The 25,604-nt window shown below is 66.5% G+C and carries 22 protein-coding genes; 8 read left to right on the forward strand and 14 right to left on the reverse strand.

Annotation, left to right across the window (positions count from 1 at the left end; genetic code table 11):
- Positions 1 to 3 precede the first annotated feature (3 nt).
- Entirely contained in the window at positions 4 to 2,196 is a 2,193-nt protein-coding gene (locus tag CSC76_RS06880; RefSeq protein ID WP_162109314.1) for an ATP-binding protein, read from the forward strand.
- 187 nt (positions 2,197 to 2,383) lie between these two features.
- On the opposite strand, the gene CSC76_RS06885 is transcribed toward CSC76_RS06880, so the two are convergent.
- Both CSC76_RS06885 and CSC76_RS06890 read right to left on the reverse strand, forming a co-directional pair.
- On the reverse strand, positions 2,384 to 3,250 hold the full coding sequence (locus CSC76_RS06885) for a crotonase/enoyl-CoA hydratase family protein (protein WP_162109315.1): 867 nt from the start codon (positions 3,248 to 3,250) through the stop codon (positions 2,384 to 2,386).
- Between the two features lie 267 nt (positions 3,251 to 3,517).
- Positions 3,518 to 5,197 (reverse strand): long-chain fatty acid--CoA ligase, encoded by a 1,680-nt coding sequence (locus CSC76_RS06890; RefSeq protein WP_162109316.1) that lies wholly within the window; start codon positions 5,195 to 5,197, stop codon positions 3,518 to 3,520.
- Between the two features lie 136 nt (positions 5,198 to 5,333).
- Here CSC76_RS06890 and CSC76_RS06895 point away from each other — a divergent pair, with 136 nt between their 5' ends.
- On the forward strand, positions 5,334 to 5,753 hold the full coding sequence (locus tag CSC76_RS06895; RefSeq protein ID WP_238394893.1) for a Cif family virulence factor: 420 nt from the start codon (positions 5,334 to 5,336) through the stop codon (positions 5,751 to 5,753).
- Here CSC76_RS06895 and CSC76_RS06900 read toward each other — a convergent pair whose 3' ends face one another.
- The gene (locus CSC76_RS06900; protein ID WP_162109318.1) at positions 5,754 to 6,218 is read right to left on the reverse strand and encodes an LppP/LprE family lipoprotein; all 465 of its coding nucleotides are present in this window, start codon (positions 6,216 to 6,218) and stop codon (positions 5,754 to 5,756) included.
- Positions 6,219 to 6,363: 145 nt separating this feature from the next.
- Between CSC76_RS06900 and CSC76_RS06905 the strand changes: the two genes are divergently transcribed.
- Entirely contained in the window at positions 6,364 to 8,820 is a 2,457-nt protein-coding gene (locus tag CSC76_RS06905; RefSeq protein WP_162109319.1) for a S9 family peptidase, read from the forward strand.
- A 65-nt stretch (positions 8,821 to 8,885) separates the two neighbouring features.
- Here the strand turns inward: CSC76_RS06905 and acnA are convergent, their stop codons facing one another.
- Positions 8,886 to 11,651: an aconitate hydratase AcnA gene (acnA, locus tag CSC76_RS06910; protein WP_162109320.1), complete on the reverse strand. Its 2,766-nt coding sequence runs from the start codon at positions 11,649 to 11,651 to the stop codon at positions 8,886 to 8,888.
- 204 nt (positions 11,652 to 11,855) lie between these two features.
- On the opposite strand from acnA, the gene CSC76_RS06915 reads away from it, so the two are divergent.
- From CSC76_RS06915 to acnB, 3 genes are read left to right on the forward strand one after another with little or no spacing between them, the layout of a single operon-like run.
- On the forward strand, positions 11,856 to 12,062 hold the full coding sequence (locus tag CSC76_RS06915) for an AbrB/MazE/SpoVT family DNA-binding domain-containing protein (protein ID WP_162109321.1): 207 nt from the start codon (positions 11,856 to 11,858) through the stop codon (positions 12,060 to 12,062).
- Positions 12,059 to 12,460 (forward strand): type II toxin-antitoxin system VapC family toxin, encoded by a 402-nt coding sequence (locus CSC76_RS06920; RefSeq protein ID WP_162109322.1) that lies wholly within the window; start codon positions 12,059 to 12,061, stop codon positions 12,458 to 12,460. Before CSC76_RS06915 ends, CSC76_RS06920 begins: the two co-directional genes overlap by 4 nt.
- 52 nt (positions 12,461 to 12,512) lie before the next feature.
- Entirely contained in the window at positions 12,513 to 15,104 is a 2,592-nt protein-coding gene (gene acnB / locus CSC76_RS06925) for a bifunctional aconitate hydratase 2/2-methylisocitrate dehydratase (protein WP_162109323.1), read from the forward strand.
- Between the two features lie 64 nt (positions 15,105 to 15,168).
- On the opposite strand, the gene hflD is transcribed toward acnB, so the two are convergent.
- The 4 genes from hflD to CSC76_RS06945 are packed head-to-tail and all read right to left on the reverse strand — an operon-like array spanning position 15,169 to position 17,839.
- Positions 15,169 to 15,780, reverse strand: a complete 612-nt coding sequence (gene hflD / locus CSC76_RS06930; RefSeq protein WP_238394894.1) for a high frequency lysogenization protein HflD — start codon at positions 15,778 to 15,780, stop codon at positions 15,169 to 15,171.
- On the reverse strand, positions 15,777 to 16,895 hold the full coding sequence (gene mnmA, locus CSC76_RS06935; protein ID WP_162109325.1) for a tRNA 2-thiouridine(34) synthase MnmA: 1,119 nt from the start codon (positions 16,893 to 16,895) through the stop codon (positions 15,777 to 15,779). The genes hflD and mnmA overlap by 4 nt, the downstream gene beginning before the upstream one ends.
- Positions 16,892 to 17,353 carry an NUDIX hydrolase gene (locus CSC76_RS06940; protein WP_162109326.1) on the reverse strand — a complete coding sequence of 154 codons (462 nt, stop codon included), beginning with the start codon at positions 17,351 to 17,353 and terminating at the stop codon, positions 16,892 to 16,894. Before CSC76_RS06940 ends, mnmA begins: the two co-directional genes overlap by 4 nt.
- Positions 17,354 to 17,839 carry a hypothetical protein gene (locus CSC76_RS06945; RefSeq protein WP_162109327.1) on the reverse strand — a complete coding sequence of 162 codons (486 nt, stop codon included), beginning with the start codon at positions 17,837 to 17,839 and terminating at the stop codon, positions 17,354 to 17,356.
- A 92-nt stretch (positions 17,840 to 17,931) separates the two neighbouring features.
- Here CSC76_RS06945 and clpS point away from each other — a divergent pair, with 92 nt between their 5' ends.
- Together clpS and clpA are read left to right on the forward strand one after the other, a co-directional pair.
- Complete coding sequence (gene clpS / locus CSC76_RS06950) at positions 17,932 to 18,252, forward strand: ATP-dependent Clp protease adapter ClpS (RefSeq protein WP_162109328.1); 321 nt, start codon at positions 17,932 to 17,934, stop codon at positions 18,250 to 18,252.
- A gap of 154 nt (positions 18,253 to 18,406) precedes the next feature.
- A complete protein-coding gene (gene clpA, locus CSC76_RS06955) occupies positions 18,407 to 20,686 on the forward strand; it encodes an ATP-dependent Clp protease ATP-binding subunit ClpA (protein WP_162109329.1) in 2,280 nt (759 codons plus the stop codon).
- 87 nt (positions 20,687 to 20,773) lie between these two features.
- On the opposite strand, the gene CSC76_RS06960 is transcribed toward clpA, so the two are convergent.
- The 6 genes from CSC76_RS06960 to trxB form a co-directional block, all read right to left on the reverse strand.
- On the reverse strand, positions 20,774 to 21,118 hold the full coding sequence (locus CSC76_RS06960) for a hypothetical protein (RefSeq protein ID WP_162109330.1): 345 nt from the start codon (positions 21,116 to 21,118) through the stop codon (positions 20,774 to 20,776).
- A gap of 201 nt (positions 21,119 to 21,319) precedes the next feature.
- Positions 21,320 to 21,538, reverse strand: a complete 219-nt coding sequence (infA, locus tag CSC76_RS06965; protein WP_055943174.1) for a translation initiation factor IF-1 — start codon at positions 21,536 to 21,538, stop codon at positions 21,320 to 21,322.
- Positions 21,539 to 21,623: 85 nt separating this feature from the next.
- Positions 21,624 to 22,370 (reverse strand): leucyl/phenylalanyl-tRNA--protein transferase, encoded by a 747-nt coding sequence (gene aat / locus CSC76_RS06970; protein WP_162109331.1) that lies wholly within the window; start codon positions 22,368 to 22,370, stop codon positions 21,624 to 21,626.
- 28 nt (positions 22,371 to 22,398) lie between these two features.
- Complete coding sequence (locus tag CSC76_RS06975) at positions 22,399 to 23,532, reverse strand: GNAT family N-acetyltransferase (RefSeq protein WP_162109332.1); 1,134 nt, start codon at positions 23,530 to 23,532, stop codon at positions 22,399 to 22,401.
- An 11-nt stretch (positions 23,533 to 23,543) separates the two neighbouring features.
- Positions 23,544 to 24,431, reverse strand: coding sequence for a metallophosphoesterase (locus tag CSC76_RS06980; protein ID WP_162109333.1), 888 nt, complete (start codon positions 24,429 to 24,431; stop codon positions 23,544 to 23,546).
- Between the two features lie 24 nt (positions 24,432 to 24,455).
- Positions 24,456 to 25,409: a thioredoxin-disulfide reductase gene (gene trxB, locus CSC76_RS06985; RefSeq protein ID WP_162109334.1), complete on the reverse strand. Its 954-nt coding sequence runs from the start codon at positions 25,407 to 25,409 to the stop codon at positions 24,456 to 24,458.
- Positions 25,410 to 25,604 lie beyond the last annotated feature (195 nt).

The raw sequence follows: 25,604 nt of genomic DNA on the forward strand, positions 1-25,604 counted from the left end.
GCCATGTCCAACGTCCTTACCTGGGTCAAATCCCGCCTTGAGCATCGCGGCGACAGCGAGCACGGCCAGGCGCTGATCCGTGTCGCGCTGATTTCCATCATCCTGGTCTACGCGCTGCTGCCCTCGTCGCGCGCGGCGCTGCCCGCTGACGAATACTCCATCGTCCTGACCATCATCGTCTCGGGCTTGGTCAACGGCCTGGGCATCATTGCCTGGCTGTTGGTGCAGCCGGGCAAGTCGCACGTGCGGCGCGGGCTGGGCATGATCGCCGACTACGGCCTGCTGGCCGCCGCGATGAACGGCATGGGCGAGCCGCTGTCGTGGGCCTACGTGGTGCTGATGTGGATCACCGTGGGCAACGGTCTGCGCTATGGCAACCGCTACCTGGTGGTCGCGGTCACCATGGCCAGCACGGCTTTCGCCGCCGGGGTGTGGATGAACGATTATTGGCGCGCCAACGCCACCCTCGGCGTCGGCCTGGTGCTGGGCCTGATCGCCGTGCCCATGTACCTGTCAGGCCTGCTGCGGGACCTGACCCGCGCCACCGACGAAGCGCGTCGCGCCAACGAGGCCAAGAGCCGCTTCCTGGCCAACATGAGCCACGAGTTCCGCACGCCCCTGAACGGCCTGGCCGGCATGTCGGAACTGCTGGCCACCACGCGCCTGGACACCGAACAGCGCGAATGCCTGTCCACCATCCAGGCCTCCACCCGCACCCTGCTGGGCCTGGTGGAAGACGTGCTGGACATTTCCGCGATCGAGGCGGGCAAGGTCAAGCTGAACGTCGTCGAGTTCTCTCCGCGCGAGCTGGTGGAGAGCATCGGCCTGATCCTGATGCCGCAGGCGCGCGGCAAGCAGGTGCGCTACGAAGGGCGGGTGGACGACGCCATTCCGGCCAAGCTGCGGGGCGACGCGGGTCACCTGCGCCAGGTCCTGCTGAACCTCGCGGGAAATGCGGTCAAGTTCACCGACGAAGGCGAGGTGCGCCTAACAGTGGCACCTACGCTGGTGGACGGCCAGCACCTGCGCCTGCGTTTCACCGTCACCGACACCGGGATCGGCATCCCCGTGGCGTTGCGCGAGCGCCTGTTCGAGGCGTTCGAACAGGCGGACGGCAGCCTGTCGCGCCGCTACGGCGGCACGGGGCTGGGGACGACCATCGCCAAGGGTCTCACCGAGGCGATGGGCGGCACCATCGGCTTCGAGAGCAACGAGCAGCGCGGCAGCTGCTTCTGGGTCGAGCTGCCGTTCGACGCGGTCCCGGAGCGCGTCATCGTGCCCGCCGTGCAGGGCCACGCCGAATGGCTGGAGGAAACGCCGGATACGGCCAGCGCCGAGAACATCATCGCGTTCTCGGACCCGTTCCTGCGCCACCGCGCGCGCGTGCGCAGCATGCAGATCCTGGTGGCCGACGACCACGAGGCCAACCGCATGGTCGTGCAGCGCCTGCTGCAGAAGGCAGGGCACCGCATCACCTGCGTCAACGGCGGCGAAGAGGTGCTGGACGCGCTGGAATCCTCGTCCTACGACGCGGTCATCTGCGACCTGCACATGCCGGGCTTGAGCGGCCTGGACCTGCTCAAGCAGCTCCGCGTGATGGAAGCGGGCAGCGGCAGCCGCACCCCGGTACTGATCCTGAGCGCCGATGTCACGCCCGAGGCGATCCAGCGGTGCGAGCAGGCGGGCGCGCGCGCATTCCTCGCCAAACCGGTGGTCGCGACCCGGCTGCTGGAGGCGCTGGCCGACGTGGCCACGTCGGGTCGCGTGGCCGCGACGACGGTTTCGAACACGCCCGTGCGGCCGGAGGTGTCCGACGGTGTGCTGGACGTCAGCGTGCTGGACGAACTCACTGCCTTGGGCATGGGGGACGCGTTTGAACGGGAATTCATCGAGCAGTGCCTCAACGACGCCGATGGCTGCATCGGCGCCATGGCCCATGCGATGGAGCGGGGCGACGGCGAACATCTGCGCGAACATGCGCATGCATTGAAAGGCGTGGCCAGCAATCTGGGGTTGGTGAAGCTGGCGGCGGCCGCAGGCGAGATCATGGGCCTCGCCGACTGGCAGATCTCGCGCGAATGGCGCCACCGCCTGGCCGCGCTCAACTCCCACCTGAGCCATGGCCGCGCGGCACTCGATGCGCGGCAGCGCGTGCGCGGCGCGGCGGAGAAGGGCGGCGAAGGCTCCTCGTCCTGACCGCGCGTGGGACCGTCAGGCGGGTGGCGTGAGCGCGATCCGGAGGGGTATCTCACCGGGCACCGGCAGAAAGCCAGGCCCGTGGCGAGTACGGTGTCCCGGACTCGCCCTTGAAGGCGCCTGCGCGCGCTCCAACCCCTGATGCCCCTGTAGTCCCCTGTACTTGCAGCAGACGTGCGGGTGCCGCTCAGGCAGCGCGGATGGAGCGCTTTTCCTGGGCGCGGACGATGCGCTCCATCATCTTCAGCGACTTGTCGCCCAGCGTCAGGGCCGTATCCACCCAGACTTCGGTGATGCCCATCAGCTCGTCGTAGCCGACCGGCTGCGCCAGGTTGCGGCAGGCATTCAGCGCCAGGTGCGCATGGGGTGAACGGCGCTGCTTGTCGATGATCGTCTGCACGGCCGCCGCTCCCTGGCCCTTCGGCACCAGCACGTCCACCACGCCCATCTTGTACAGCTCGTCGCTGGTGTAGATGTTGCCCTCCAGGATGATCCGCTCGGCGACCTGCGGCGACACGCGCTTGCACAGGAAGGAATAGGCGCCCATGCCCGGGAACAGGCCGAACAGCACTTCCGGCAGGCCCATGTCCACGCCTTCTTCGGCCACGATGGTGTGGCAGGACAGCGCGATCTCCAGGCCGCCGCCCAGCGCGTCGCCCTGGATCAGCGCAATGGTGCGTACGTCGCCGCCCAGGCCGGTGTTGAGATGATGCACGCCGTCGATGCAGCGACGCGCATAGCTGAGCAGGCGGTCGCGGGTGTTCTCGCGGATCAGCTGCGAAAACAGTTCGAGATCGCCGCCGAGGTTGAAGGCGCTGGCATCGGACGCCACGACGAGGTGGCGCAGCTTGCCCGGCTGGCGCTGCGATTCGCGCAGGGGGATCGAGTTCATGAAGCTCAGCACGTCGTCGAGCATCTGGCTGCGGAAGCACGGACGCACGCCGGGCGCTACGTCCGAATGCATGTACATCCAGTGGGCATCGCCGCTGGGTTCGGACTCGACGCGGATGGTCGGGAAGGAACGGGTGCGCTGCAGTTTTTCGACGTTGTTCATGGAGAGCTCCTTGGAGGGGTTTCTTGCCCGCGCGGCAGGGGAAAGCGGGTGACGGATTAATGTGACGCAGGTGGCATCACGCGCCGATCCTACACCTGAACGAATAATTAAAATCCAGTGCACACGCGCGCTTGCGGCAAGATGCCGGGGGCAGGAAGGCTTCAGTCTCGATATTTGTGACGAACGTCTAGAATCCACCGCTAAAGTCCTGAACCAAAAGAAAAAGGCCGGCACAGGGCCGGCCTTCTCCATAAAGCTGAACAGGGATCAGCCGGCCTTGGCGGGTTCGCGCAGTTCCTTGCGCAGGATCTTGCCCACGTTGGTCTTCGGCAGTTCCGTGCGGAACTCCACGTAGCGGGGCTGCTTGTAGCCGGTGAGGTTGTGGCGGCAGTACGCCTTGATCTGCTCGACCGGGAGCGACGGGTCCTTCTTCACGATGAAGACCTTCACCGCCTCACCGGACTTGTCGTCAGGCACGCCCACCGCCGCCACCTCCAGCACGCCGTCCAGGCCGGCAATCACGTCTTCCACCTCGTTCGGGTACACGTTGAAGCCGGACACCAGGATCATGTCCTTCTTGCGGTCGACGATGTAGAAGAAGCCGTTCTCGTCCATCTTCGCCATGTCGCCGGTGTGCAGCCAGCCTTCGGCGTCCATAACCTTCGCCGTCTCCTCGGGACGCTGCCAGTAACCCTTCATCACCTGCGGACCCTTGATGCACAGCTCGCCCACTTCGCCGAGCGGCACGATGTTGCCGTCGTCGTCCTTCAGGCAGGCATCGGTGGACGGCACCGGCAGGCCGATCGCGCCGTTGTAGTCGTGCAGGTTCATCGGGTTGATGCAGGCCGCCGGCGAGGTCTCGGTCAGGCCGTAGGCCTCGACCAGGGTCACCCCGGTGACCTTCTTCCACTTCTCGGCGACCGCCCGCTGCACGGCCATGCCGCCGCCGAGCGTCATCTTGAGGTTGGAGAAATCCACCTCATCGAAGCCGGGCGTGTTGAGCAGGCCATTGAACAGCGTGTTGACGCCGGTGATGGCGGTGAAGCGCGTGGCCTTCAGTTCCTTGACGAAGCCCGGCATGTCGCGCGGATTGGTGATCAGGTGGTTCAGGCCGCCCAGCTTCATGAAGACCAAGCAGTTCGCCGTCAGGGCGAAGATGTGGTACAGCGGCAACGCGGTGATGATCACTTCGTTGCCGTAGTCCAGGCCGGTACCGACCCACACGCCGGCCTGCTGCATGTTGGCCACCAGGTTGCGGTGCGTGAGCATCGCGCCCTTGGCCACGCCGGTGGTGCCGCCGGTGTACTGCAGGAAAGCGATGTCGCCGGAATCGATGTCGACGTCGGGCAGGGCATGCAACTGGCCCAGGGTCAGCGTGTCCTTGAAGCGCACCGCGCCCGTGATGTCGTAGTCGGGCACCATCTTCTTCACGTACTTCAGCACGAAGTTGACGATGGCGCCCTTGGGGAATCCGACCAGGTCGCCCAGCGCCGTGGTGATGACCTGCCTGACCTGGGTGCCGGCGAGGGCCTCCTGCGCGGTCTTGCCGAAGTTGTCCACCACCAGCAGCACGCTGGCGCCGGAATCCACCAACTGGTGCTTCAGCTCGCGCGGCGTGTACATCGGATTGACGTTGACCACCGTCAGGCCCGCGCGCAGCACGCCGAAGATGGCGATGGGATACTGCAGGCAGTTGGGCATCATGATGGCGACGCGGTCGCCCTTCTTGAGCTTCAGCTCCCCAAGCAGGTACGCCGCGAACTGGCGGCTGAGCTTGTCGATCTCGCCGTAGGTCAGGGTCTTGCCGAAGTTGCGGAACGCGGGGCGGTCGCGATATTTGCTGATCGCCTCATCGAAGACGGACACGATGGAGCGGTACTGCTCCAGGTCCACTTCGTGGGGCACGCCTTGCGGGTAACTCTTGAACCACGGACGTTCCTGACTCATCGTTCTGCTCCCTCCCCAGGGTCTTCTGGCTTCGTTGCGGCGTACTGTGGGCCGGCGCCCGGTCGCGGCGCCTTTCGGGAGCATACCGTTCCGGATGGAAAAGGCGAAGGTTTCGATGGCAGTCACGGAAAAGAAGATGCGGGTCGCCGCGCTGGCATTGCTGTTGGGACTGGTGGCGTGCGCACCCGCAGCGCCCGAGCACAGGCTGCGGGCGCGCTTCGGCGAGATGCAGGCGGCGGTGGAAAAAGGGCAGGCCGGCGACTTCATGGAAGGCGTCAGCCCGGATTTCACGGGCGAGTCCGGGATGGATCGTGCGGCGCTGCACAATCTCCTGCGGGCGCGCATGCTGGCCGACTCACACTTGGGCGTGACCACCGGACCCTTGGAGGTGGTCGTGCAGGGCGACAACGCATCCGTCGCGTTCGATGTGGTGCTGACCGCGGGCAACGGGCGTCTGCTGCCGGATCAGGCACGTGCCTATCGGGTCACGACCGCGTGGCGGACGGAAGACGGTGAGTGGCGCGTCTACCATGCACGCTGGAACGGCGCGCCTTGATCATTTCACCGGCGTGAGCTTCCCGGGTGTCCAGCGGTAGCGCAGTGTCTTGGCGACGGTGGGACAACAGCGGGGATCGTTCGGACCAGGCCATTTGGTCTTCAGCTCGATGGTGCCGTTGCGCACCAGCATGCCTTCCACGCTGCCGAGCGGCTCGCCGGTCTCGCCGGCGGGCATATAGCGCTGTCCTTTGTGCGCCAGCACCGTGACGCCGTGGTGCCAATAGGTGGGGCCCAGCATCGTCCACAGCACGACGACCTCCGCCTCGCCGTCACCATCCCGGTCGGCCACGGCGATGTCGCCCGCTTCATAGGCTTCCTGCGGGCTCGCGCTGGCCTGCTGTGTGGCCAGGAACTGCTCGGCGATACGCCTGGCCTGGTCGGCGTCGGGTGGGACGGCGCGTACGTTGGCATGGACGGCGAGCAAGAGGAGCAGGCAGGTGGAACGCAGGACAGGGATTCCCATAGCGGCGTCTCGGTTGACCTCCGACGAAGGCCTTCAACGCCCAGAACGCCGTAAGCGCGCCCAACCGGCAAACTTCCCGTGCGTGGTCTTGCCTTGGCAGGGGAGGAGCCATGATGATCGGCTCGTCCAAATGGGGAAACCGCTCATGCCGATTCGCTGGAAACTCTTGGCGTGCCTGTGGCTGGCCGCTGGAAATGCCCTCGCGCAGGACGCGCTGCCGTACCAGACGCCCCCCGCCGAGATCCTGCAGCTCGCCGACGTGCAGCGCCCGCCCACCGTTGGGACGGACAGCCGCAAGCAGCGCCTGGTACTGTTTTACCGCGATACGTTCAAGTCGCTGGCGGAACTGTCCGACGAGGAGCTCCGTCTCGGTGGCCTACGGGTCAATCCGCGCACCAACATCGCCAGCACCACGACCTACTACAACCACGTGCAGGTGCAGGAACTGCAGGACGGAAGCGCGCGGCATGTGACGGGATTGCCGGCCTCGCCGCGTCTGGCGAATTTCACCTGGTCGCCCGACGAACGCCGGCTGGCATTCACGCACACGACACGGACCGGTGTGGAAGCGTGGGTGATGGAACTCGCGACCGCACATGCTACACGCCTGACGGAAGCCCGCGTCAACGCCAATGTCGGCAATCCGCTCACGTGGTTCCGCGACAACCAGGCGTTGCTGGTCCGTATGTTGCCCTCACAGCGCCCGGCGTTGCTCGACACTTCGCGCGCCGTCCCGACGGGACCGACGGTTTCGGTAAGCGATGGCAGCAAGGCCCAGAACCGCACCTATCAGGACTTACTGAAGAACCCCTCGGACGAAAGCAATTTCGCCGTGCTTGCCACCTCCGAACTGCACCGAGTGCCGTTGAAGGGGCGCGCCACACTCTGGCGCGCGGCGGCCATGTACACCGGGGAGTCGTTCTCGCCGGACGGCCGCTATGTATTGCTGCACACGCTGAAGAAGCCGTTCTCCTACTTGGTGCCCTATGGCCGCTTCCCTTACCGTGCGGAAGTGGTGGAAACCACGGGCAAGCCGGTGGTGACCGTCGTCGATGCTCCCTTGGCGGAGAACCTGCCGAAGGGCTTCATGGCCGTGCGCGCGGGGCGTCGCGACATCGAATGGCGCGCCGACCAACCCGCGACCTTGGTCTGGGCAGAGGCGCTCGACAAAGGCGACCCGGCGAATGAAGTGCCGTTCCGCGACGAAGCCTTTGCCTGGCAGGCGCCGTTCTCCGGCACGCCGCAATCGCTGTTCAAGACCGTCGACCGCGTGCAGGGCATCCTGTGGGGCGACGACACGCATGCGATCGTCACCGACTACTGGTGGAATACGCGCCACATCCGGACCTACGTGCTGGATCCGTCGAAGCCGGGTGCGCCACTGCGCGAACTCTTCAGTCGCAGCTACCAGGATCAATACAGCGATCCGGGCCAGTTCGAGACGCGGAAGAATGCAGCCGGCGAGACCGTCCTTGCACTGGATAATGGGCAGGTGCACCTGATCGGCGAAGGTTTCACGCCCGAGGGTCAATTCCCCTTCATCGACAGGATGGAACTGGCCACCGGCGAGAAGAAGCGCCTGTACACGTCGAGGCTGGAAGGCCAGAAGGAAAGCATCCAGGCGCTGCTGGATCTGCAGCAGGGCACGGTACTGGTACGCATCGAATCGCCGACCGAGTTCCCTAACTATTACGTTCGTCACCTGAAGCAGCGGATCGCACCCGTGCCGGTGACGCGCTTCGAGAATCCGTTCAAGGCGCTGCAGGGCGTCTACAAGGAAGTCCTCACGTACACGCGAGCGGACGGCCTGCCGCTGACCGGTACGCTGTACCTGCCGGCCGGCTACGACCGCGAGGCCAGGCGCGAGAAGCTGCCGCTGGTGATGTGGGCGTATCCCACCGAGTACAAGGACCGCGACAGCGCCGGCCAGAACACCACCAATCCTAACGAGTTCATCTTCCCGAGCTACGGCTCGCCTGTGTACTGGGTCGCGCGCGGCTATGCCGTGCTCGATGATGCCGCGTTCCCGATCGTGGGCGAGGGCAAGGACGAGCCGAATGACACCTTCATCAAGCAGCTGGTGGCCAACGCAAAGGCGGCGATAGACGCCGTCGACGGCCTCGGCTACATCGACCGTTCGCGCGTGGCCGTGGGGGGGCATTCCTACGGAGCATTCATGACGGCCAACCTGCTGACGCATTCTGACTTGTTCGCGGCCGGCATTGCGCGCAGCGGCGCTTACAACCGCACGCTGACGCCATTCGGCTTCCAGCAGGAGGAACGCAACTACTGGGAAGCTCCCAGCGTCTACAACGACATGTCGCCCTTCATGCACGTGGACAAGATGAAGACGCCGCTGCTGCTGGTGCATGGCGAGGCCGACAACAATTCCGGCACGTTTACCATGCAGAGTGAGCGTTACTTCAATGCGCTCAAGGGCTTCGGCGCGCCGGCGCGACTGGTGCTGCTACCGAAGGAGAGCCACGGCTACGCAGCGAAAGAATCGGTGCTGCACCTGCTGTGGGAACAGGACCAGTGGCTGGAGCGCTACGTGAAGAACAAGGGGCAGGCCACCGGCGCGTCACCAGCGGCCGCTCGCTGACGTCGGACGCACCTGCATGAAAAAGGCCGCCCGAGGGCGGCCTTTTTCTTTCCGTGTCAGTGCTGTCAGGCGGCCCTTCGCCCAGCCAGCTGGCGCAGCACGTAGTGCAACAGGCCACCGTGCCTGAAGTACTCGACTTCCTTCGGCGTCAGCAGCAGGACTTTGGCCTTGAACTCCACCGCCTTGCCGTCGGCCTTGTGCGCCGTGACCGTCGCGACCTTCGCGGCGCCGTCCTGCAGGCCGGTGACGTCGAACGTCTCCGACCCGTCCAGGCCCAGCGACTGCGCATTCTGGCCATCGACGAACTGCAGCGGCAGCACGCCCATGCCGACCAGGTTGGAGCGGTGGATGCGTTCGAAACTCTCCGCGATCACCGCCTTCACGCCCAGCAGATTGGTGCCCTTGGCCGCCCAGTCGCGAGAGGAACCCGTGCCGTATTCCTTGCCGGCGATGACCACCAGCGGCACGCCGTCGGCCTTGTACTTCATCGCTGCATCGTAGATGGACAGTTTCTCCGGCGCGCCGCTGCCGTAGTGCAGCGTGTTGCCGCCTTCCTCGCCTCCGAACATCAGGTTCTTGATGCGGATGTTGGCGAAGGTGCCGCGCACCATCACGTCGTCGTTCCCGCGGCGACTGCCGTAGCTGTTGAAGTCGACCGGCTGCACGCCACGCGAGATCAGGAAGCGTCCTGCCGGCGAGTCCTTCTTGATGTTGCCGGCGGGCGAGATGTGGTCAGTGGTGATGGAATCGCCGAACAGGCCGAGCACGCGCGCGCCGTGCACATCATCGATGCTGCCGACGGCCATCGACATGCCGTCGAAGTACGGTGGGTTCTTGATGTACGTCGAGCTACCGTCCCACGCGTACAGGTCGCCATCGGGCGAGGCGATGGTGTTCCAGCGCGTATCGCCCTTGAACACGTCGGCGTAGTTCTTGGCGAACATCTCCGGCCCGATCGTCGCAGCGATGAAGTCGCCGATCTCCTCGTTGGTCGGCCAGATGTCCTTCAGGTAGACCGGCTGGCCATCGCTGCCGATACCCAGCGGTTCGGTCGTCAGGTCGATGTCGGTGGTGCCGGCGATGGCGTAGGCCACCACCAGCGGCGGGCTGGCCAGGTAGTTCATCTTCACTTCGGGATGCACGCGGCCCTCGAAGTTGCGGTTGCCCGACAGCACGGAGGCCACCACCAGGTCGTCGGCGGCGATCGCGGCCGAGACATCGTCCGGCAGTGGGCCCGAATTGCCGATGCAGGTCGTGCAGCCGTAGCCGACGACATAGAAACCCAGCTTCTCGAGATCGCCGAGTACGCCGGCCTTCTCCAGGTAGTCGGTGACCACGCGCGAGCCCGGCCCCAGCGAGGTCTTGACCCAAGGCTGCGCCTTCAACCCCTTGGCCACGGCGTTGCGGGCCAGCAGGCCGGCCCCCAGCATCACCGCCGGATTGGACGTATTGGTGCAGGACGTGATGGCCGCGATGACCACGTCGCCGTCACGCAGCTTGGTCGCGCCGCTGTTGGGCGACGATTCATGCGCCGCCTCTTCGGCCCCGACGGCGGTACCGCCACCACCTTCGTTCTTCAGCCGGTCTTCCTGCACCAGGTCGTTGCGCTTGCGGCGGGCATCGGCGAACGGCGCCAGGTTGTCGCGGAAGTTCTGCTTGACGTCCTGCAGGAGCACGCGGTCCTGCGGGCGCTTGGGGCCAGCGAGGGAGGGCTTCACGTCGCCCATGTCCAGGTGCAGCGTGGCGCTGTACTCGGCATGCGGGCTGTCGGGCGTATGCCACAGGCCCTGCGCCTTGGCGTAGGCCTCGACCAGCGCGACCTGTTCTTCGCTGCGGCCGGACAGGCGCAGGTAATTCAGTGACTCGCTGTCGATCGGGAAGATGCCGCAGGTGGCGCCGTACTCCGGTGCCATGTTGCCGATGGTGGCGCGGTCGGCCAGCGGCAGGTGCTGCAGGCCGTCGCCGTAGAACTCGACGAACTTGCCCACCACCCCCAGCTTGCGCAGCATCTGGGTGACGGTCAGCACCAGGTCGGTGGCGGTGGCACCCTCCGGGAGTTTGCCGGTCAACTTGAATCCGACCACCTGCGGAATGAGCATGGAGGAGGGTTGGCCCAGCATCGCGGCCTCGGCTTCGATACCGCCCACGCCCCAGCCCAGCACGCCGATGCCGTTGATCATGGTGGTATGGCTGTCGGTGCCGAAGACGGTGTCGGGATAGGCGATGGCCTGCCCATCCTGCTCGCCCGTCATCACGACGCGGGCCAGGTTCTCCAGGTTCACCTGGTGGACGATGCCGGTGTTCGGCGGCACCACCTTGAAATTGTCGAACGCCTTCTGGCCCCAGCGCAGGAAGCCATAACGCTCGCGGTTGCGATCGAACTCGATCTTGCCGTTGAGGTCCAGGGCCTCGGGCTTGCCGAACACGTCGACCTGGATGGAATGGTCGATGACCAGTTCGGACGGAATCAGGGGGTTGATCTGGTCCGGGCTGCCGCCAAGCTTGACCACGGCATCGCGCATGGCGGCCAGGTCGACGACGCAGGGCACGCCAGTGAAGTCCTGCAGCACCACGCGCGCCGGCATGAAGGCGATCTCGGTGTCCGGTTCGCGGGTCGCCTCCCACTGCGCCACCGCCTGGATGTGTTCGGGCAGTACGGTCACGCCGTCTTCGCAGCGCAGCAGGTTCTCCAGCAGGATCTTCAGCGAGTAGGGCAGGCGGGCGAAGCCTCCCTGCGGGTCCAGCCGTTCGGCGAGCGCCGGCAGGCTGTAGTAGGCGTAGGACGTGCCGTTGACGTCCAGGGTTCGGCGGGCGGCGAAGGAATCGCTCATCGCGGAGGCTCCTGTAGCGGGGGAAAAGGGTGCGAGGGCAGCATAAAGCGTCCGTCCCGCGCGTCTTGTCGAGGCTTGCCCGGATTATCCGCCAACCCCGGCGCGGGCCGGGACCCGACCAACGGATGGGGTGGCGGACCGGGGAGGCATGCGGTACGTCAATGAAAGTATGTATAATTTATCCATACTCAAGAGGGCGTGACGATGGAAGCCACCGTTGCCGAACGCGGACAGATCACCCTCCCCAAGGCCGTGCGCGATGCGCTGGGCCTGACCAAGGGCAGCGTGTTGAAGGTCGAGCTGGAAGGTAGCCGCATCGTGTTGCGGAAGAGCGTCGACGACGCGATCTCGCGCGGGCGTGGCAAGTTCGCCCTCGATGCAGACGTCGCGAAAGGCGCCGCCAGCGAATGATCGCCGTCGATGCTCCCGTGCTGATCGAGCTGCTGACCGACGGTCCGCGCGCGGACGCCGTCGGGGCCGGGCTGCGCCAGAGCCTGGGCAGCGGCCGCGTCGTCGTCTGCGATGCCGCGCTGGCGCAGCTGTGCGCGTCGCTGCGCAATGGCGCGGAAGCGCTGGCGGCGCTTGAGGAGATGGGTGTGCATTTCAATGCCGTCGAAGCCAAGTCCGCGCTGCGCGCGGGCGAGATGCAGCGCCGCCACCGCCAGCGTGAGGGCGACGCCAGGCCGATCGCCGACTTTCTGGTGGGTGCGCACGCCCTGCTGCAGTGCGACGGCCTGATCACCTTCGACACCGCCTTCCATCGCGATTATTTCAAGGGCCTGAAACTGATCGTGCCCGCGAACGAATAAGCAGCATCCCGCTTTCCCATTCCACCGCATCAACGAACGACCGGAGCCACCCATGTTGGAAGCCTATCGCCACCACGTAGCCGAGCGCGCCGCGCTGGGCATCCCGCCGCTGCCGCTGTCGGCCCAGCAGACGGCCGAGGTCATCGAACTGCTGAAGAATCCGCCGGCCGGGGAGGAAGACTTCCTGGTCGAGCTGATCACCCACCGCGTGCCCGCCGGTGTCGACGATGCCGCCAAGGTCAAGGCGTCCTACCTGGCCGCCGTCGCATTCGGCACCGAGAAGACTCCGCTGATCACGCCCAAGCGCGCCACCGAGCTGCTGGGCACGATGCTGGGCGGCTACAACATCCACCCGCTGATCGAGCTGCTCGACAACGCCGAGCTGGGTGCGACCGCCGCCGAAGGCCTGAAGCACACGCTGCTAATGTTCGACAGCTTCCACGACGTGCAGGAGAAGGCCGAGCAGGGCAACGCCCACGCCCAGGCCGTGCTGAAGAGCTGGGCCGATGCCGAGTGGTTCACCAGCAAGCCGGAAGTGCCGCAGTCGCTCACCATCACCGTGTTCAAGGTGCCCGGCGAGACGAATACCGACGACCTGTCGCCGGCACCCGACGCGACCACGCGCCCGGACATCCCGCTGCACGCGCTGGCGATGCTGAAGAACAAGCGCCCCGACGCGCCGTTCGTACCCGAAGAAGACGGCAAGCGCGGTCCGGTGCAGGAAATCCTGTCGCTGAAGGAGAAAGGTCACCTGGTCGCCTACGTCGGCGACGTGGTCGGCACCGGTTCCTCGCGCAAGTCGGCGACCAACAGCGTGCTGTGGTTCACCGGCGAGGACATCCCGTTCATTCCGAACAAGCGCTTCGGCGGCGTCTGCCTGGGTTCCAAGATCGCCCCGATCTTCTACAACACCATGGAGGACGCCGGCGCGCTGCCGATCGAACTCGACGTGTCGCAGATGAATCACGGCGATGTGGTCGAGCTGCGCCCGTACGAGGGCAAGGCACTGAAGGACGGGCAGGTGATCGCCGAGTTCCAGGTCAAGTCCGAGGTGCTGTTCGACGAAGTGCGTGCCGGTGGCCGGATTCCGCTGATCATCGGCCGCGGGCTGACCGCGAAGGCGCGCGAAGCGCTGAAGCTACCGGCGACGGACCTGTTCCGCCAGCCGCAGCAGCCGGCCGACAGCGGCAAGGGATTCTCCCTGGCGCAGAAGATGGTCGGCCGCGCCTGCGGCCTGCCGGAAGGCCAGGGCGTGCGCCCGGGCACCTACTGCGAACCGAAGATGACCTCGGTGGGCTCGCAGGACACCACCGGCCCGATGACCCGCGACGAGTTGAAGGACCTGGCCTGCCTGGGCTTCTCGGCCGACCTGGTGATGCAGTCGTTCTGCCACACCGCGGCCTATCCCAAGCCGGTCGACGTGAAGACGCACCACACGCTGCCCGAATTCATTTCCACCCGTGGCGGCATCTCGCTGCGTCCGGGCGATGGCGTGATCCACAGCTGGCTCAACCGCATGCTGCTGCCCGACACCGTCGGCACCGGTGGTGATTCGCACACGCGTTTCCCGGTGGGCATTTCGTTCCCGGCGGGCTCGGGCCTGGTCGCGTTCGCCGCGGCCACCGGCGTGATGCCGCTGGACATGTCGGAATCGGTGCTGGTGCGCTTCAAGGGCCAGATGCAGCCGGGCGTGACCCTGCGCGACCTGGTCAACGCCATCCCGTACTACGCGATCAAGGCTGGCCTGCTGACCGTCGCCAAGCAGGGCAAGAAGAACATCTTCTCCGGCCGCATCCTCGAGATCGAAGGCCTGCCGGACCTGAAGGTGGAGCAGGCGTTCGAGCTGTCCGACGCCTCGGCCGAGCGTTCGGCCGCCGGCTGCACGGTGCGCCTGAACAAGGAACCGATCATCGAGTACCTCACCAGCAACATCACGCTGCTGAAGTGGATGATCGCCGAAGGCTATGCCGCCGCCCGTTCGCTGGCCCGCCGCATCGCCAAGATGGAAGCGTGGCTGGCCGACCCGCAGCTGCTGGAGCCGGATGCCGATGCCGAGTACGCCGCCGTCATCGAGATCGACCTGGCCGAGGTGCACGAGCCGCTGCTGGCCTGCCCGAACGATCCGGACGACGTGAAGACGCTGTCCGACGTGGCCGGCACGAAGATCGATGAAGTGTTCATCGGTTCCTGCATGACCAACATCGGCCACTTCCGTGCGGCCGCCAAGCTGCTGGAAGGCAAGCGCGACATCCCGACCCGCCTATGGGTCGCGCCGCCGACCAAGATGGACGCGTCCGAGCTGACCAAGGAAGGCCACTACGGCACCTTCGGCACCGCCGGCGCGCGCATGGAAATGCCGGGCTGCTCGCTGTGCATGGGCAACCAGGCGCAGGTGCGCGAGGGCGCGACGGTGTTCTCCCCCTCGCCCCGCAACTTCCCCAACCGCCTGGGCCGCAACTCCAACGTGTTCCTGGGGTCGGCCGAGCTGGCCGCGATCTGCTCGCGCCTGGGCAGGATCCCGACCAAGGCCGAGTACATGGCCGACATCGGCGTGATCAACGAGAAGGGCGCGGAGATCTACCGCTACATGAACTTCGACCAGATCGAGGAGTACCAGGACGTGGCGAAGACGGTCGCCGCCTGATCGCCCGCTGCAACGAAAAGGCCCGGCAATGCCGGGCCTCTTCTTTGGGACGGTGGCGGATGGGTCAGGACAGCCAGTCGTCGACGGCGTCCAGCATCTGCCGGCGGCTGAAGACGAAGTCCCACATGCTGCCGCCCAACTGGCGCCACAGCACGGCCGAACGCACCGCCGCCAGCAGGATCGCCCGGATCTCCGCCACCACACCCGGTTGGCCGAGGTAGTGCGGGTTGCCCTGGACCATCACGCGCGGGCGCAGGTGGCTGATGGTGTCGGCGTAAAGGCCGCCGAGCGCCGACAGCACATCGGGATGCGTGCTTCCGTGCTGCTCGGCGCGCGGCGCGATGTCGGCCAGGCCGCGGGTAACGGCGTGCACGGTGTCGTCTTCGCGCACGAACCGCCGCTCCAGCTGCAATACCGCCATCGCCAGGCGGGGCAGGCCGTCGTCCTGCGCCTCCTTGGCCAGGTAGCTGCGCAGGACCCGCAGCCCGGGGGTGACGTCGCCCAGGCGCCCGTACACCGCCAGCGGCGTGGCGGCTTCGATGCGGAACACGCTTTCCAGCGACGCCTGCACGGCAGAGGATTCGGATTGACCCGTTTCGGCGATGCGCCGCACCTGGTGGAGGGCCTGTGCCAGCCCGGCCAGGGCCAGCACACGGTCGGAATATCGGTTGCTCAAGCTGCTTGCTCCGCGAAACGGGTTTCCAGGGGGGCGTCGGTGCGCGCGATCACCGCACCGCCCAGGCATTCGTCGCCGTCATACAGCACCAGCGACTGTCCCGGCGTGACGGCACGCTGCGGCGTGGTGAACTCGACCATGACGCTGCCATCCTCCATCACCTGCACCCGGCACGGTTCGTCCGGCTGGCGATAGCGCGTCTGCGCGGTGCAGTCGAAGCGGCCAGCGGGCGGACTGCCCGACACCCAGTGCGCCGTGTCGGTCCACAACCGCGTGGACATCAGATAGGGACTGTGCGTGTCCTGGTCGACGTACAGCACATTATGGGCCACGTCCTTGCCCACGACATACCACGGCGCCTGCGGACGGCCACGCACGCCACCGATCTGCAGGCCTTCGCGCTGGCCCAGCGTGAAATAGAACACGCCCGGGTGCTCGCCGACCACCTGGCCCTGCGGGTCGCGCATCTCGCCGCGCCGCGCGGGCAGATAGCGTCCCAGGAACTCGCGGAAATCGCGCTCGCCGATGAAGCAGATCCCGGTGGAATCCTTCTTGTCGTGCGTGGGCAGCCCCGCCTCGCGCGCGATCCGGCGCAGGTCCGACTTCTGCAGTTCGCCGATGGGAAACAGCGTGGCCGACAGCTGCGTCTGGCCAAACTGGTGGAGGAAATAGCTCTGGTCCTTGCCGCGGTCCATGCCGCGCAGCAGCCGCCAGCGTCCGCCCGCTTCGCCCACGCGCGCGTAGTGGCCGGTCGCGATCTTCTCGGCCCCCAGCTCGCGGGCGGCATCCAGGAAATGCTTGAACTTCACCTCCCGGTTGCACAGCACGTCCGGGTTCGGGGTGCGGCCGGCGGCGTACTCGGCCAGGAAATGTTCGAACACGCCCTGCCAGTACTCGGCCGAGAAATCGCGGAAATGGAACGGGATACCCAGCCGGCCGCAGACGGCCACGGCGTCGCGGCGGTCGTCTTCGGCACGGCATTCGCCGGTACCGTCGTCGGCCCAGTTCTGCATGAAGAGCCCGGCGACGGACTCGCCCTGCTGCACCAGACGCAGCGCGGCCACCGACGAATCCACGCCACCGGACACCCCGACGATGACCCGCGGAGCGCTCATGCGATGTGCCGCAGCGTGGACAGCGGCGAACGACGGCCGGCCAGGTAGTCCTGCACGACCCGCCAGACCAGCGGACTGCGATGGCGGTCGGCCTGCGCCTGCAGTTCCGCCGGTGTCAGCCACACCGCCTGGACGATGCCGTCATCCAGCGGACGGTCGGGCAGGTGCCGAACGGGATCGGCGGAGAAGGCGAAGCGCAGGTAATGCCGCCCGGTCTCGGCCTTCCACTGGTAAGCGCCGATGAAGGCGGTCGGCGCCACCTCCCAGCCGGTTTCCTCAAGGGTTTCGCGACGGGCGGCGTCCAGCAGGCTTTCGTCCGGCTCCAGGTGGCCGGCGGGCTGGTTGAACACCAGCCGGCCCTGAGCGCGCTCTTCCACCATCAGCAGCCGGCCATCGCGGACCACCACGGTGGCCACGGTGACGTCGGGCTGCCAGAACCGGCCCTCGCGATAGCTCACTTACAGGTCGTCCTGGTCGCCGGAGAGTTCGATCTCCTGGTTGTCGGCTGTCTCGGCCGCGATGTCCATCGCCGCTTCCAGCGCCGCCGCATCCACGTTGTCCGGCAGCTTGATGACGAAGTACAGCACGTCGCCGGCGATCTCCCAGCTGCCCAGCTTCTTGGTGCGGCTGTCCGCCAGCAGCGCCAGCGCCTGTTCGCCGTCGATGCCGTCAGCCGCGATGCGTCCGGCCGGCGAGAACACTTCTCGGATGCTCAGGCCGCTGATCTGCTCGGTGCCGCCCGACACGAAGACCAGCTGGGTACGGTTTTCCTTGTCGTACGAATAGGTGGCCTTGTAGTCGCCGTCGGCATCGATCTCGTACTGGATGCCGCGTGCCTTCAGCCGGGCCTCGACCGACGCATCGGCAGCGGTGGCGGGTGCCGCGACGGCGGCGGCGGTGCACAGCAGTGCGGTGATGGGCAGGCGGGACAGCGTCGGGATCATGGTCGGCTCGGGGTGGATGGAATGGCGCATTGTGGCCGGGGTCACGCATGGCGTCCATGCGGGCGACAGCGGCCAGCGCCTATAATCGGCACATGCCCCGCAAGAACGAAAACGAACGCGACCATGGCCTGATGGTGGAGACCAGCCGGCCCGAGGTCGCGCCGCCGCCCCTCTACCAGGTGCTCCTGCTCAACGACGATTACACCCCGATGGATTTCGTGGTGAACGTGCTGCAGCAGTTCTTCGCCATGGACCTGGAGAAGGCCACCCAGGTGATGCTGCACGTGCATACGCGCGGCCGCGGCGTGTGCGGGGTCTACACCCGCGAGGTGGCCGAGTCCAAGGTGGCCCAGGTCAACGAGTTTTCCCGTATGAACCAGCATCCCTTGCTGTGCACGATGGAGAAGTCCTGAGGGATTCCGGCACGGGCAGGCCGGACCGGCCCGAGTGGTATGGGGGCGTCATGGCCTGGTGCAAGGCAACGATCCCTGAACACTGAAATCCGGTAGGCTGATGGAAAACCGCCCGCCAGGCCGCATATTGTCGGCATAGGCCCCGGAGGCAACCATGTTCAGCAAAGACCTCGAGCAGACCATCGGCCAGTGCTACAAGCGCGCCCGTGAAGCTCGGCACGAATTCATGACCGTCGAGCACCTGCTGCTCGCCCTGTTGGAGAATCCCTCGGCGCAGGCCGTCCTGAAGGCGACCGGTGCCGATCCCAACCGCCTGCGCGCGGACCTGGAGCAGGCCATCGAGGCCTCGGTCTCGCGCCTGGCCGAAGACGATGGCCGCGATACCCAGCCGACGCTGGGGTTCCAGCGCGTGCTGCAGCGTGCCGTCTACCACGTGCAGTCCTCGGGCAAGAAGGAGGTCACCGGCGCCAACGTGCTCGTGGCGATCTTCGGCGAGAAGGATTCGCACGCCGTGTACTTCCTCAACCAGCAGGACGTGACCCGGCTGGACATCGTCAACTACCTGTCCCACGGCATCGCCAAGCAGGGCGAGGAAAACGAGGCCTCCGGGCATCCGGAGGGCGAGGGGAAGGCCGAGGGTGCGGAAGGCGAGGGCAAGGGCGACGCCCTGGCCGAGTTCGCCAGCAACCTCAACGAGCTGGCGCGCCAGGGCCGGATCGACCCGTTGGTCGGCCGCGGCGACGAGATCGAGCGGACCATCCAGGTGCTGTGCCGCCGGCGCAAGAACAATCCGCTCTACGTGGGCGAGGCCGGCGTGGGCAAGACCGCGCTGGCCGAGGGCCTGGCCAAGCGCATCGTCGAAGGCGAGGTACCCGACGTGCTGCTGGATGCCGTCATCTATTCGCTGGACCTGGGCGCGCTGGTCGCGGGCACCAAGTACCGCGGCGACTTCGAAAAGCGCCTGAAGAGCGTGCTGGCGTCGATCAAGAAGATCCCGGGCGCCATCCTGTTCGTGGACGAGATCCACACCATAATCGGCGCCGGCTCGGCCAGCGGCGGCACGATGGATGCCTCCAACCTGATCAAGCCGGCGCTGGCGTCGGGCGAGCTGCGCTGCATCGGCTCGACCACGTTCCAGGAGTACCGCGGCATCTTCGAGAAGGACCGCGCGCTGGCGCGCCGCTTCCAGAAGATCGATATCGTCGAGCCCACGGTGGGCGAGGCCTACCAGATCCTGCAGGGACTCAAGCCCAAGTACGAGGCGCACCACGGCGTCACCTACGCCGACGATGCCCTGCAGGCCGCGGTCGACCTGTCGGTCAAGCACATCGGCGACCGCCTGCTGCCGGACAAGGCCATCGACGTCATCGACGAGGCCGGCGCCCGCCAGCGCCTGCTGCCGCAGGAAACGCGCAAGGAGCTGATCGACGTCGAGGAAATCGAGACCATCGTCGCCAAGATGGCGCGCATCCCGGCCAAGCAGGTGTCCTCGTCCGACAAGGACGTGCTGCAGCACCTGGAGCGCAACCTGAAGATGGTCATCTTCGGGCAGGATCCCGCCATCGAGACGCTGGCGTCGTCCATCAAGCTGGCCCGCAGCGGCCTGGCCAACCCGGAGAAGCCGATCGGCAGCTTCCTGTTCGCCGGTCCGACGGGTGTGGGCAAGACCGAGGTGACCAAGCAGCTGGCGCTGCAGCTGGGCATCGAACTGGTCCGTTTCGACATGTCCGAATACATGGAGCCGCATTCGGTCAGCCGCCTGATCGGCGCGCCCCCGGGTTACGTGGGCTTCGACCAGGGCGGCCTGCTGACCGAGAAGATCGTCAAGACGCCGCACTGCGTGCTGCTGCTGGACGAGGTCGAGAAGGCCCACCCCGACATCTTCAACATCCTGCTGCAGGTCATGGACCGCGGCGTGCTGACCGACACCAACGGCCGCGAAGCGAACTTCAAGAACGTCATCCTGGTGATGACCACCAACGCCGGCGCCGCGCAGGCGTCGCGGCGGACGATCGGCTTCATGCAGCAGGACCATTCCACCGATGCGATGGAAGTGATCCGCCGCAGCTTCACGCCCGAGTTCCGCAACCGCCTGGACGCCATCGTGCAGTTCCAGGGGCTGGGTTTCGACCACATCCTGCGGGTGGTGGACAAGTTCATCATCGAGCTGGAAATGCTGCTGCAGGAGAAGCACGTCAGCCTGTCGGCCACGCCGGCGGCGCGCGACTGGCTGGCCCAGCACGGCTTCGATCCGCTGATGGGTGCGCGTCCGATGGCCCGCCTGATTCAGGACAAGGTGAAGCGGCCGCTGGCCGACGAGCTGCTGTTCGGCAAGCTGGTCAATGGCGGGCGGGTCGGTATCGACGTACGCGATGGCGAGCTGGTGGTCGATGCGCAGGCAGAACCGGAGCGCTTGTTGCCGGCGACCGTGTAGGTCGCTTCCGGAATCGATTGCAGGTAAGAAAAAAGGCGGCCCACGGGCCGCCTTTCTCGTATCGCTTCCGGCGGCTCGATCCCCGCCTCAACGCCGCGCGCGTTGCTTGCGCTTGGCGAACTCTTCGGCGGAAATCGTCTCGACGACGCTGACATCGCAGGTCGAGGTCTTGGTACGCACCTTGGTGCCGGCGGGGCACAGCCGGTCGGCCTGGCCATCGGCGCTGATCTGGATGGTCGGCGTCATCGTCACCGAATCGCAGTTGCGGGCGAAGCCGAGGCGGTAATGGGATTGACCATCGCGAAGGAAGATCTGGCCGCCGCCGCCGGCACGGACAATCTCCTGGCTGCTTCCCAGTGCGACGCAATCGGCAACCGGTTCGCCAGCGATGGCGAAAAACGGAGAGAGGCCCAAAGCCAGCAGGGCGGTCATGGAGAGATGACGAGGTTTCATGGCAGTCGTAATTGGAGGCAGCCCGTATCGGCCGACATCCATGCTAGGGATCACGCTGCCGACGCGAATCTGCCCAAAGTCGCCATGACCACCGACCCAATGACGAAGGTCATTGAGAGGCGACCGCAATAACGAAGAAAGCGGCCCAGGGCCGCTTTCCGATCAGACGCATCAAGAAGCTTATTTCATGCGGTAGGTGATTCGACCCTTGGTGAGGTCGTAGGGGGTCATTTCGACCTTCACCTTGTCGCCGGTCAGGATGCGGATGTAGTTCTTGCGCATGCGGCCGGAAATGTGGGCGATGATCTCGTGCCCGTTCTCCAGCTTGACCCGGAACATAGTGTTGGGCAGCGTCTCGGCGACGGTGCCTTCGAATTCAATGGAATCGTCTTTCGACATGTAAACCTGTGTGTGCCGCGAGGGATGGCGGGTGCCATGAAGCCCGGTATTGTACGCCCCGCGCGCGCCAGGTGCAAAAATTCCGTTATGGCACCGATGCTTGCGCCAGTTCGGCGGCCGGCATGCGTCCGAATCGGAGGGTCCAGGGGCCTGCGGGCGCCGGCAGGTCCACCAGGCCTGCGACCTCGGCCAGGAAACGATGTCGGGGCATCCGGACGGCCCCCAGCGAGACCAGATGGTCGTTTTCCACCTGGGCATCGATCAGCGGCCAGCCCCACCCGTGCAGCCGCGCCGCCAGCGTGGCCAGCGCGACCTTGGAACCGCCCGACCGGCCACTGAACATGCTCTCGCCGAAGAACATGCGCCCGATCGCCACGCCGTAGATGCCGCCCACCAGGGCGTCGCCCTCGAACACTTCGACCGAATGGGCGTGCCCGTGGCGATGCAGGTCGATGTACGCCTGGCGCATGCCCGAGGTGATCCAGGTGCCGTGCTGACCCGGCCGTGGCGCCTTGGCGCAGGCCATGATCACCTGCTCGAACGCGGTGTCCGCCCGGACCTCCCACGGGCTGTGCCGGAGGCCGCGGCGGAAGCGGGAAGACAGGCGCACGCCATCGGTGGCGAACACCATGCGCGGATCGGGCGACCACCACAGCGGCGGCTGGCCGGGCGAGAACCACGGAAAGATGCCGTGACGATAGGCATTCAGCAGGCGCGGCAGCGACAGGTCGCCCCCGATCGCGAGCAGGCCGTCGGGCTCCTGCATGGCGCTGTCAGCCGGCGGGAAGGGCGCGTGGGGATCGGAAGACAGGACGAACGGCCGCTGGCGCATCGGGTGATCCTGGGCTCGGGCCGCGCGCTCAGGCACGGTCCTGCTGTTTGAACGGCGAGTGCGACTGCAGCGTACGTGCATACCGGCGTACCGCCTGGCTTTCCTCGTCGCACCAGTGCGCCAGCGCACCGGCGAACTCCGGGTCGGCGATCCAGTGTCGCGAGCGTACCCAGGCCGGCAGGAAACCGCGTGCGATCTTGTGCTCGCCCTGGGCCCCGGGCTCGAACCGGGCCAGACCCTCGCGGAGGCAGTAGGCGATGCCCTGGTAGTAGCAGGTCTCGAAATGCAGTCCCGGCAGGGGCGCTTCGCCCCCCCAGTAGCGGCCGTACAGCGTGTCGTGCCCGCGCAGGCACAGCGCGCCTGCGATGGTGCGACCGTCGTGGTCGGCCAGGAACATCACCAGCTGCCGCGGCATCGTCTGCGCCAGATGCTGCAGGAACGGAAGCGTCAGTGCAGGCGAATTGCCGTAGTCCTGGAACGTGCGCAGGTAGAAGCTGAACATGGCCTCCAGGTCGGCCGCGGTCGCCTCGTCGCCGTGCACCGTGCGGATGACGACGCCGGCCCGCTGGACCTTCGCCCGTTCCTGGCGGATGTTCTTGCGGTGCTTGTGGTCGAAATCGGCCAGGAAGCCGTCGAAGTCGCGCCAATGCCCCGGATTCCGCCAGTGGTACTGCACGTCGATCCGCGGCAGCCAGTCGGAAGCGTACGCATCGTCCTCGTCTTCCGCATGGAAGTTGACGTGCGCGGACGACAATCCCAGGCGCAGCACCTCATCGCGCACCGCGGTCAGCAGCGCCTTGCGGTGCGCGGCGTCCTGCGCCAGCAGGCGCGGTCCGGTGACCGGCGAGTAGGGCACGGCACAGAGCCATTTGGGATAGTAGTCCAGCCCGTGACGGGCATAGGCGTGCGCCCAGGCATGATCGAAGACGAATTCTCCGTGCGAATTGTCCTTCAGGTAGCCCGGTGCGGCCGCAACCAGCGTGTCGCCCTCCCACAGCGTCAGGTGGTGCGGTGTCCATCCCCAGTCCCGGCGCAGGCATGCCTGTGACTCCAGCCCGTGCAGGAAGGCGTGGGCCACGAAGGGATTCCGACCATCGTGCAGGGCGTCCCAGTCGCGCGCGCGCACGTCGGCTAGGGACGGAAGGAAGCGGGCGTCGTACATCGTCCGCGATGCTAAGGTCGCAGGTCCAGCACGTCGATGGTCGGCGGATTGAACAGCCGCATCGGCAGGCCGATCTCCCCCGTGCCCACGGTGGTGTACACGCGGACGCGGCCGTGCGGCGTGCGCAGGAACTGTTCGCCCCGGTCAAAGCCGTACTGGCTGGGAATCACGTGCCGGTACAGCCAGGGAATGCGAATCTGCCCGCCGTGCGTATGGCCCGCCAGTACCAGGGCGACGCGGGCAGGGTCCAGCGCGATGGCGCTGTCGGGATTGTGCGCCAGCACGACGGTGGGGCCAGAGGCCGGACCGGCCGCAAGGAAGCCCGGATCGTCCTTGCCCGCCCAGCGATCCCCCAACCCGGCGACGCCGAAGCCACGCACGGTCACCGTCCGGCCTTCGATGACCTGCACGCCGTGCGTCGCCAACGCCGCACGCAGCTCCGCATCGATGTCGGGGCCGGGAGCCTGCTGGTCATGGTTGCCCAGCACCGCGTAGACCGGCTTCTGCAGGGTCTCCAGGGGGGCGAACATGCGCTCCAGCGGCTCGCCGCCGGGCTCGTAGGTGAAGTCGCCCGCGATCACGACCGCGTCGGCCCGCAGCGTGTTGATGCGGTCCACCAGCCGCTGCAGGTAGGCGCGGCCCTTGTAGACGCCCAGATGGATGTCGCTGATCAACACCAGCCTTGCCTGCGCGCCGGTGCCCGTCAGCCCCGTTTCCTGCACGCGGAGACGCTGGGGCCCGACGAAGCGCGCCCATGCGAACACCAGGCAACCGGCCAGCAGCAGGGCGACCAGCCAGCGGCCACGGCGCTCGCGCAGTCGCCACCCCAGCCACGCCATGAAGGGCACGACGAGCCAGCTCCCGTGGAACAGGCACTGCTTGATCAGCAGCTTGTCCATCCGTGGAAGGCGTCGTTGCCCGGATCAGCCGTCCTTGTCCAGGAAGCGCTCCGCATCCAGCGCCGCCATGCACCCGAAGCCGGCCGAGGTGATGGCCTGGCGGTAGTGCTGGTCGGTGACGTCGCCGGCCGCGAACACGCCCGGGATGGTGGTGGCGGTGGCGTTGCCCTCGATGCCGGAGCGGATCTTCAGGTAGCCGTTGCTCATGTCCAGCTGGCCTTCGAACAGGCCGGTATTCGGGGTGTGGCCGATGGCCACGAAGAAGCCGTGCACGTCGATGTCACGCGTGCTGCCGTCCTGCACCGACTTCACCCGGATGCCGGTGACGCCGGCATCGTTGCCCAGCACCTCGTCGACCGTGTGGTGCCACACCGGCTCGATCTTGCCGGCCTGGATCTTGGCGAACAGCTTGTCCTGCATGATCTTCTCGGCGCGCAGGGTGTCGCGGCGATGCACCAGATAGACTTTGCGGGCGATGTTGGACAGGTACAGCGCTTCTTCCACGGCCGTGTTGCCGCCGCCGATCACCGCCACGTCCTGGTCGCGGTAGAAGAAACCATCGCAGGTCGCGCAGGCGGACACGCCGCGGCCCTTGAAGGCTTCTTCCGACGGCAGGCCCAGGTACTTGGCCGTGGCGCCGGTGGCGATGATCAGCGCGTCGGCGGTGTATTCGCCACTGTCGCCGATCAGCTTGAACGGCCGCTTGGACAGGTCGGCGGTATGGATGTGGTCGAAGATCACTTCGGTCTCGAAGCGCTCCGCATGCGCCTGCATCCGCGCCATCAGGTCCGGGCCCATCAGGCCATGCGCGTCCCCCGGCCAGTTGTCCACTTCGGTGGTGGTCATCAGCTGGCCGCCCTGCTGCAGGCCGGTGACCACGACGGGCTTGAGGTTGGCGCGGGCCGCGTAGACGGCCGCGGTCCAACCGGCGGGGCCGGAGCCCAGGATCAACAGGCGGCAGTGCTTGGAAGTGCTCATGTATACTCGCGAAAAGGGGTGATCGGGCAGGCAACGACGCGTTGGCGCATCATCCAGGCACATAGAGTGGCGGGGCGTATCCGGCGAATCAAGGCACGCTGCTGGAATGCGGCGATGCAGCCGGGACCATGCCGGGCTCGATCCAGGACGCTGCGCCACCGCGCAGCGTTTTTGCTATCCGGGCAGACCCACGGT

Source organism: Pseudoxanthomonas mexicana (assembly GCF_010093385.1).
Classification (GTDB): Bacteria; Pseudomonadota; Gammaproteobacteria; order Xanthomonadales; family Xanthomonadaceae; genus Pseudoxanthomonas_A; species Pseudoxanthomonas_A mexicana.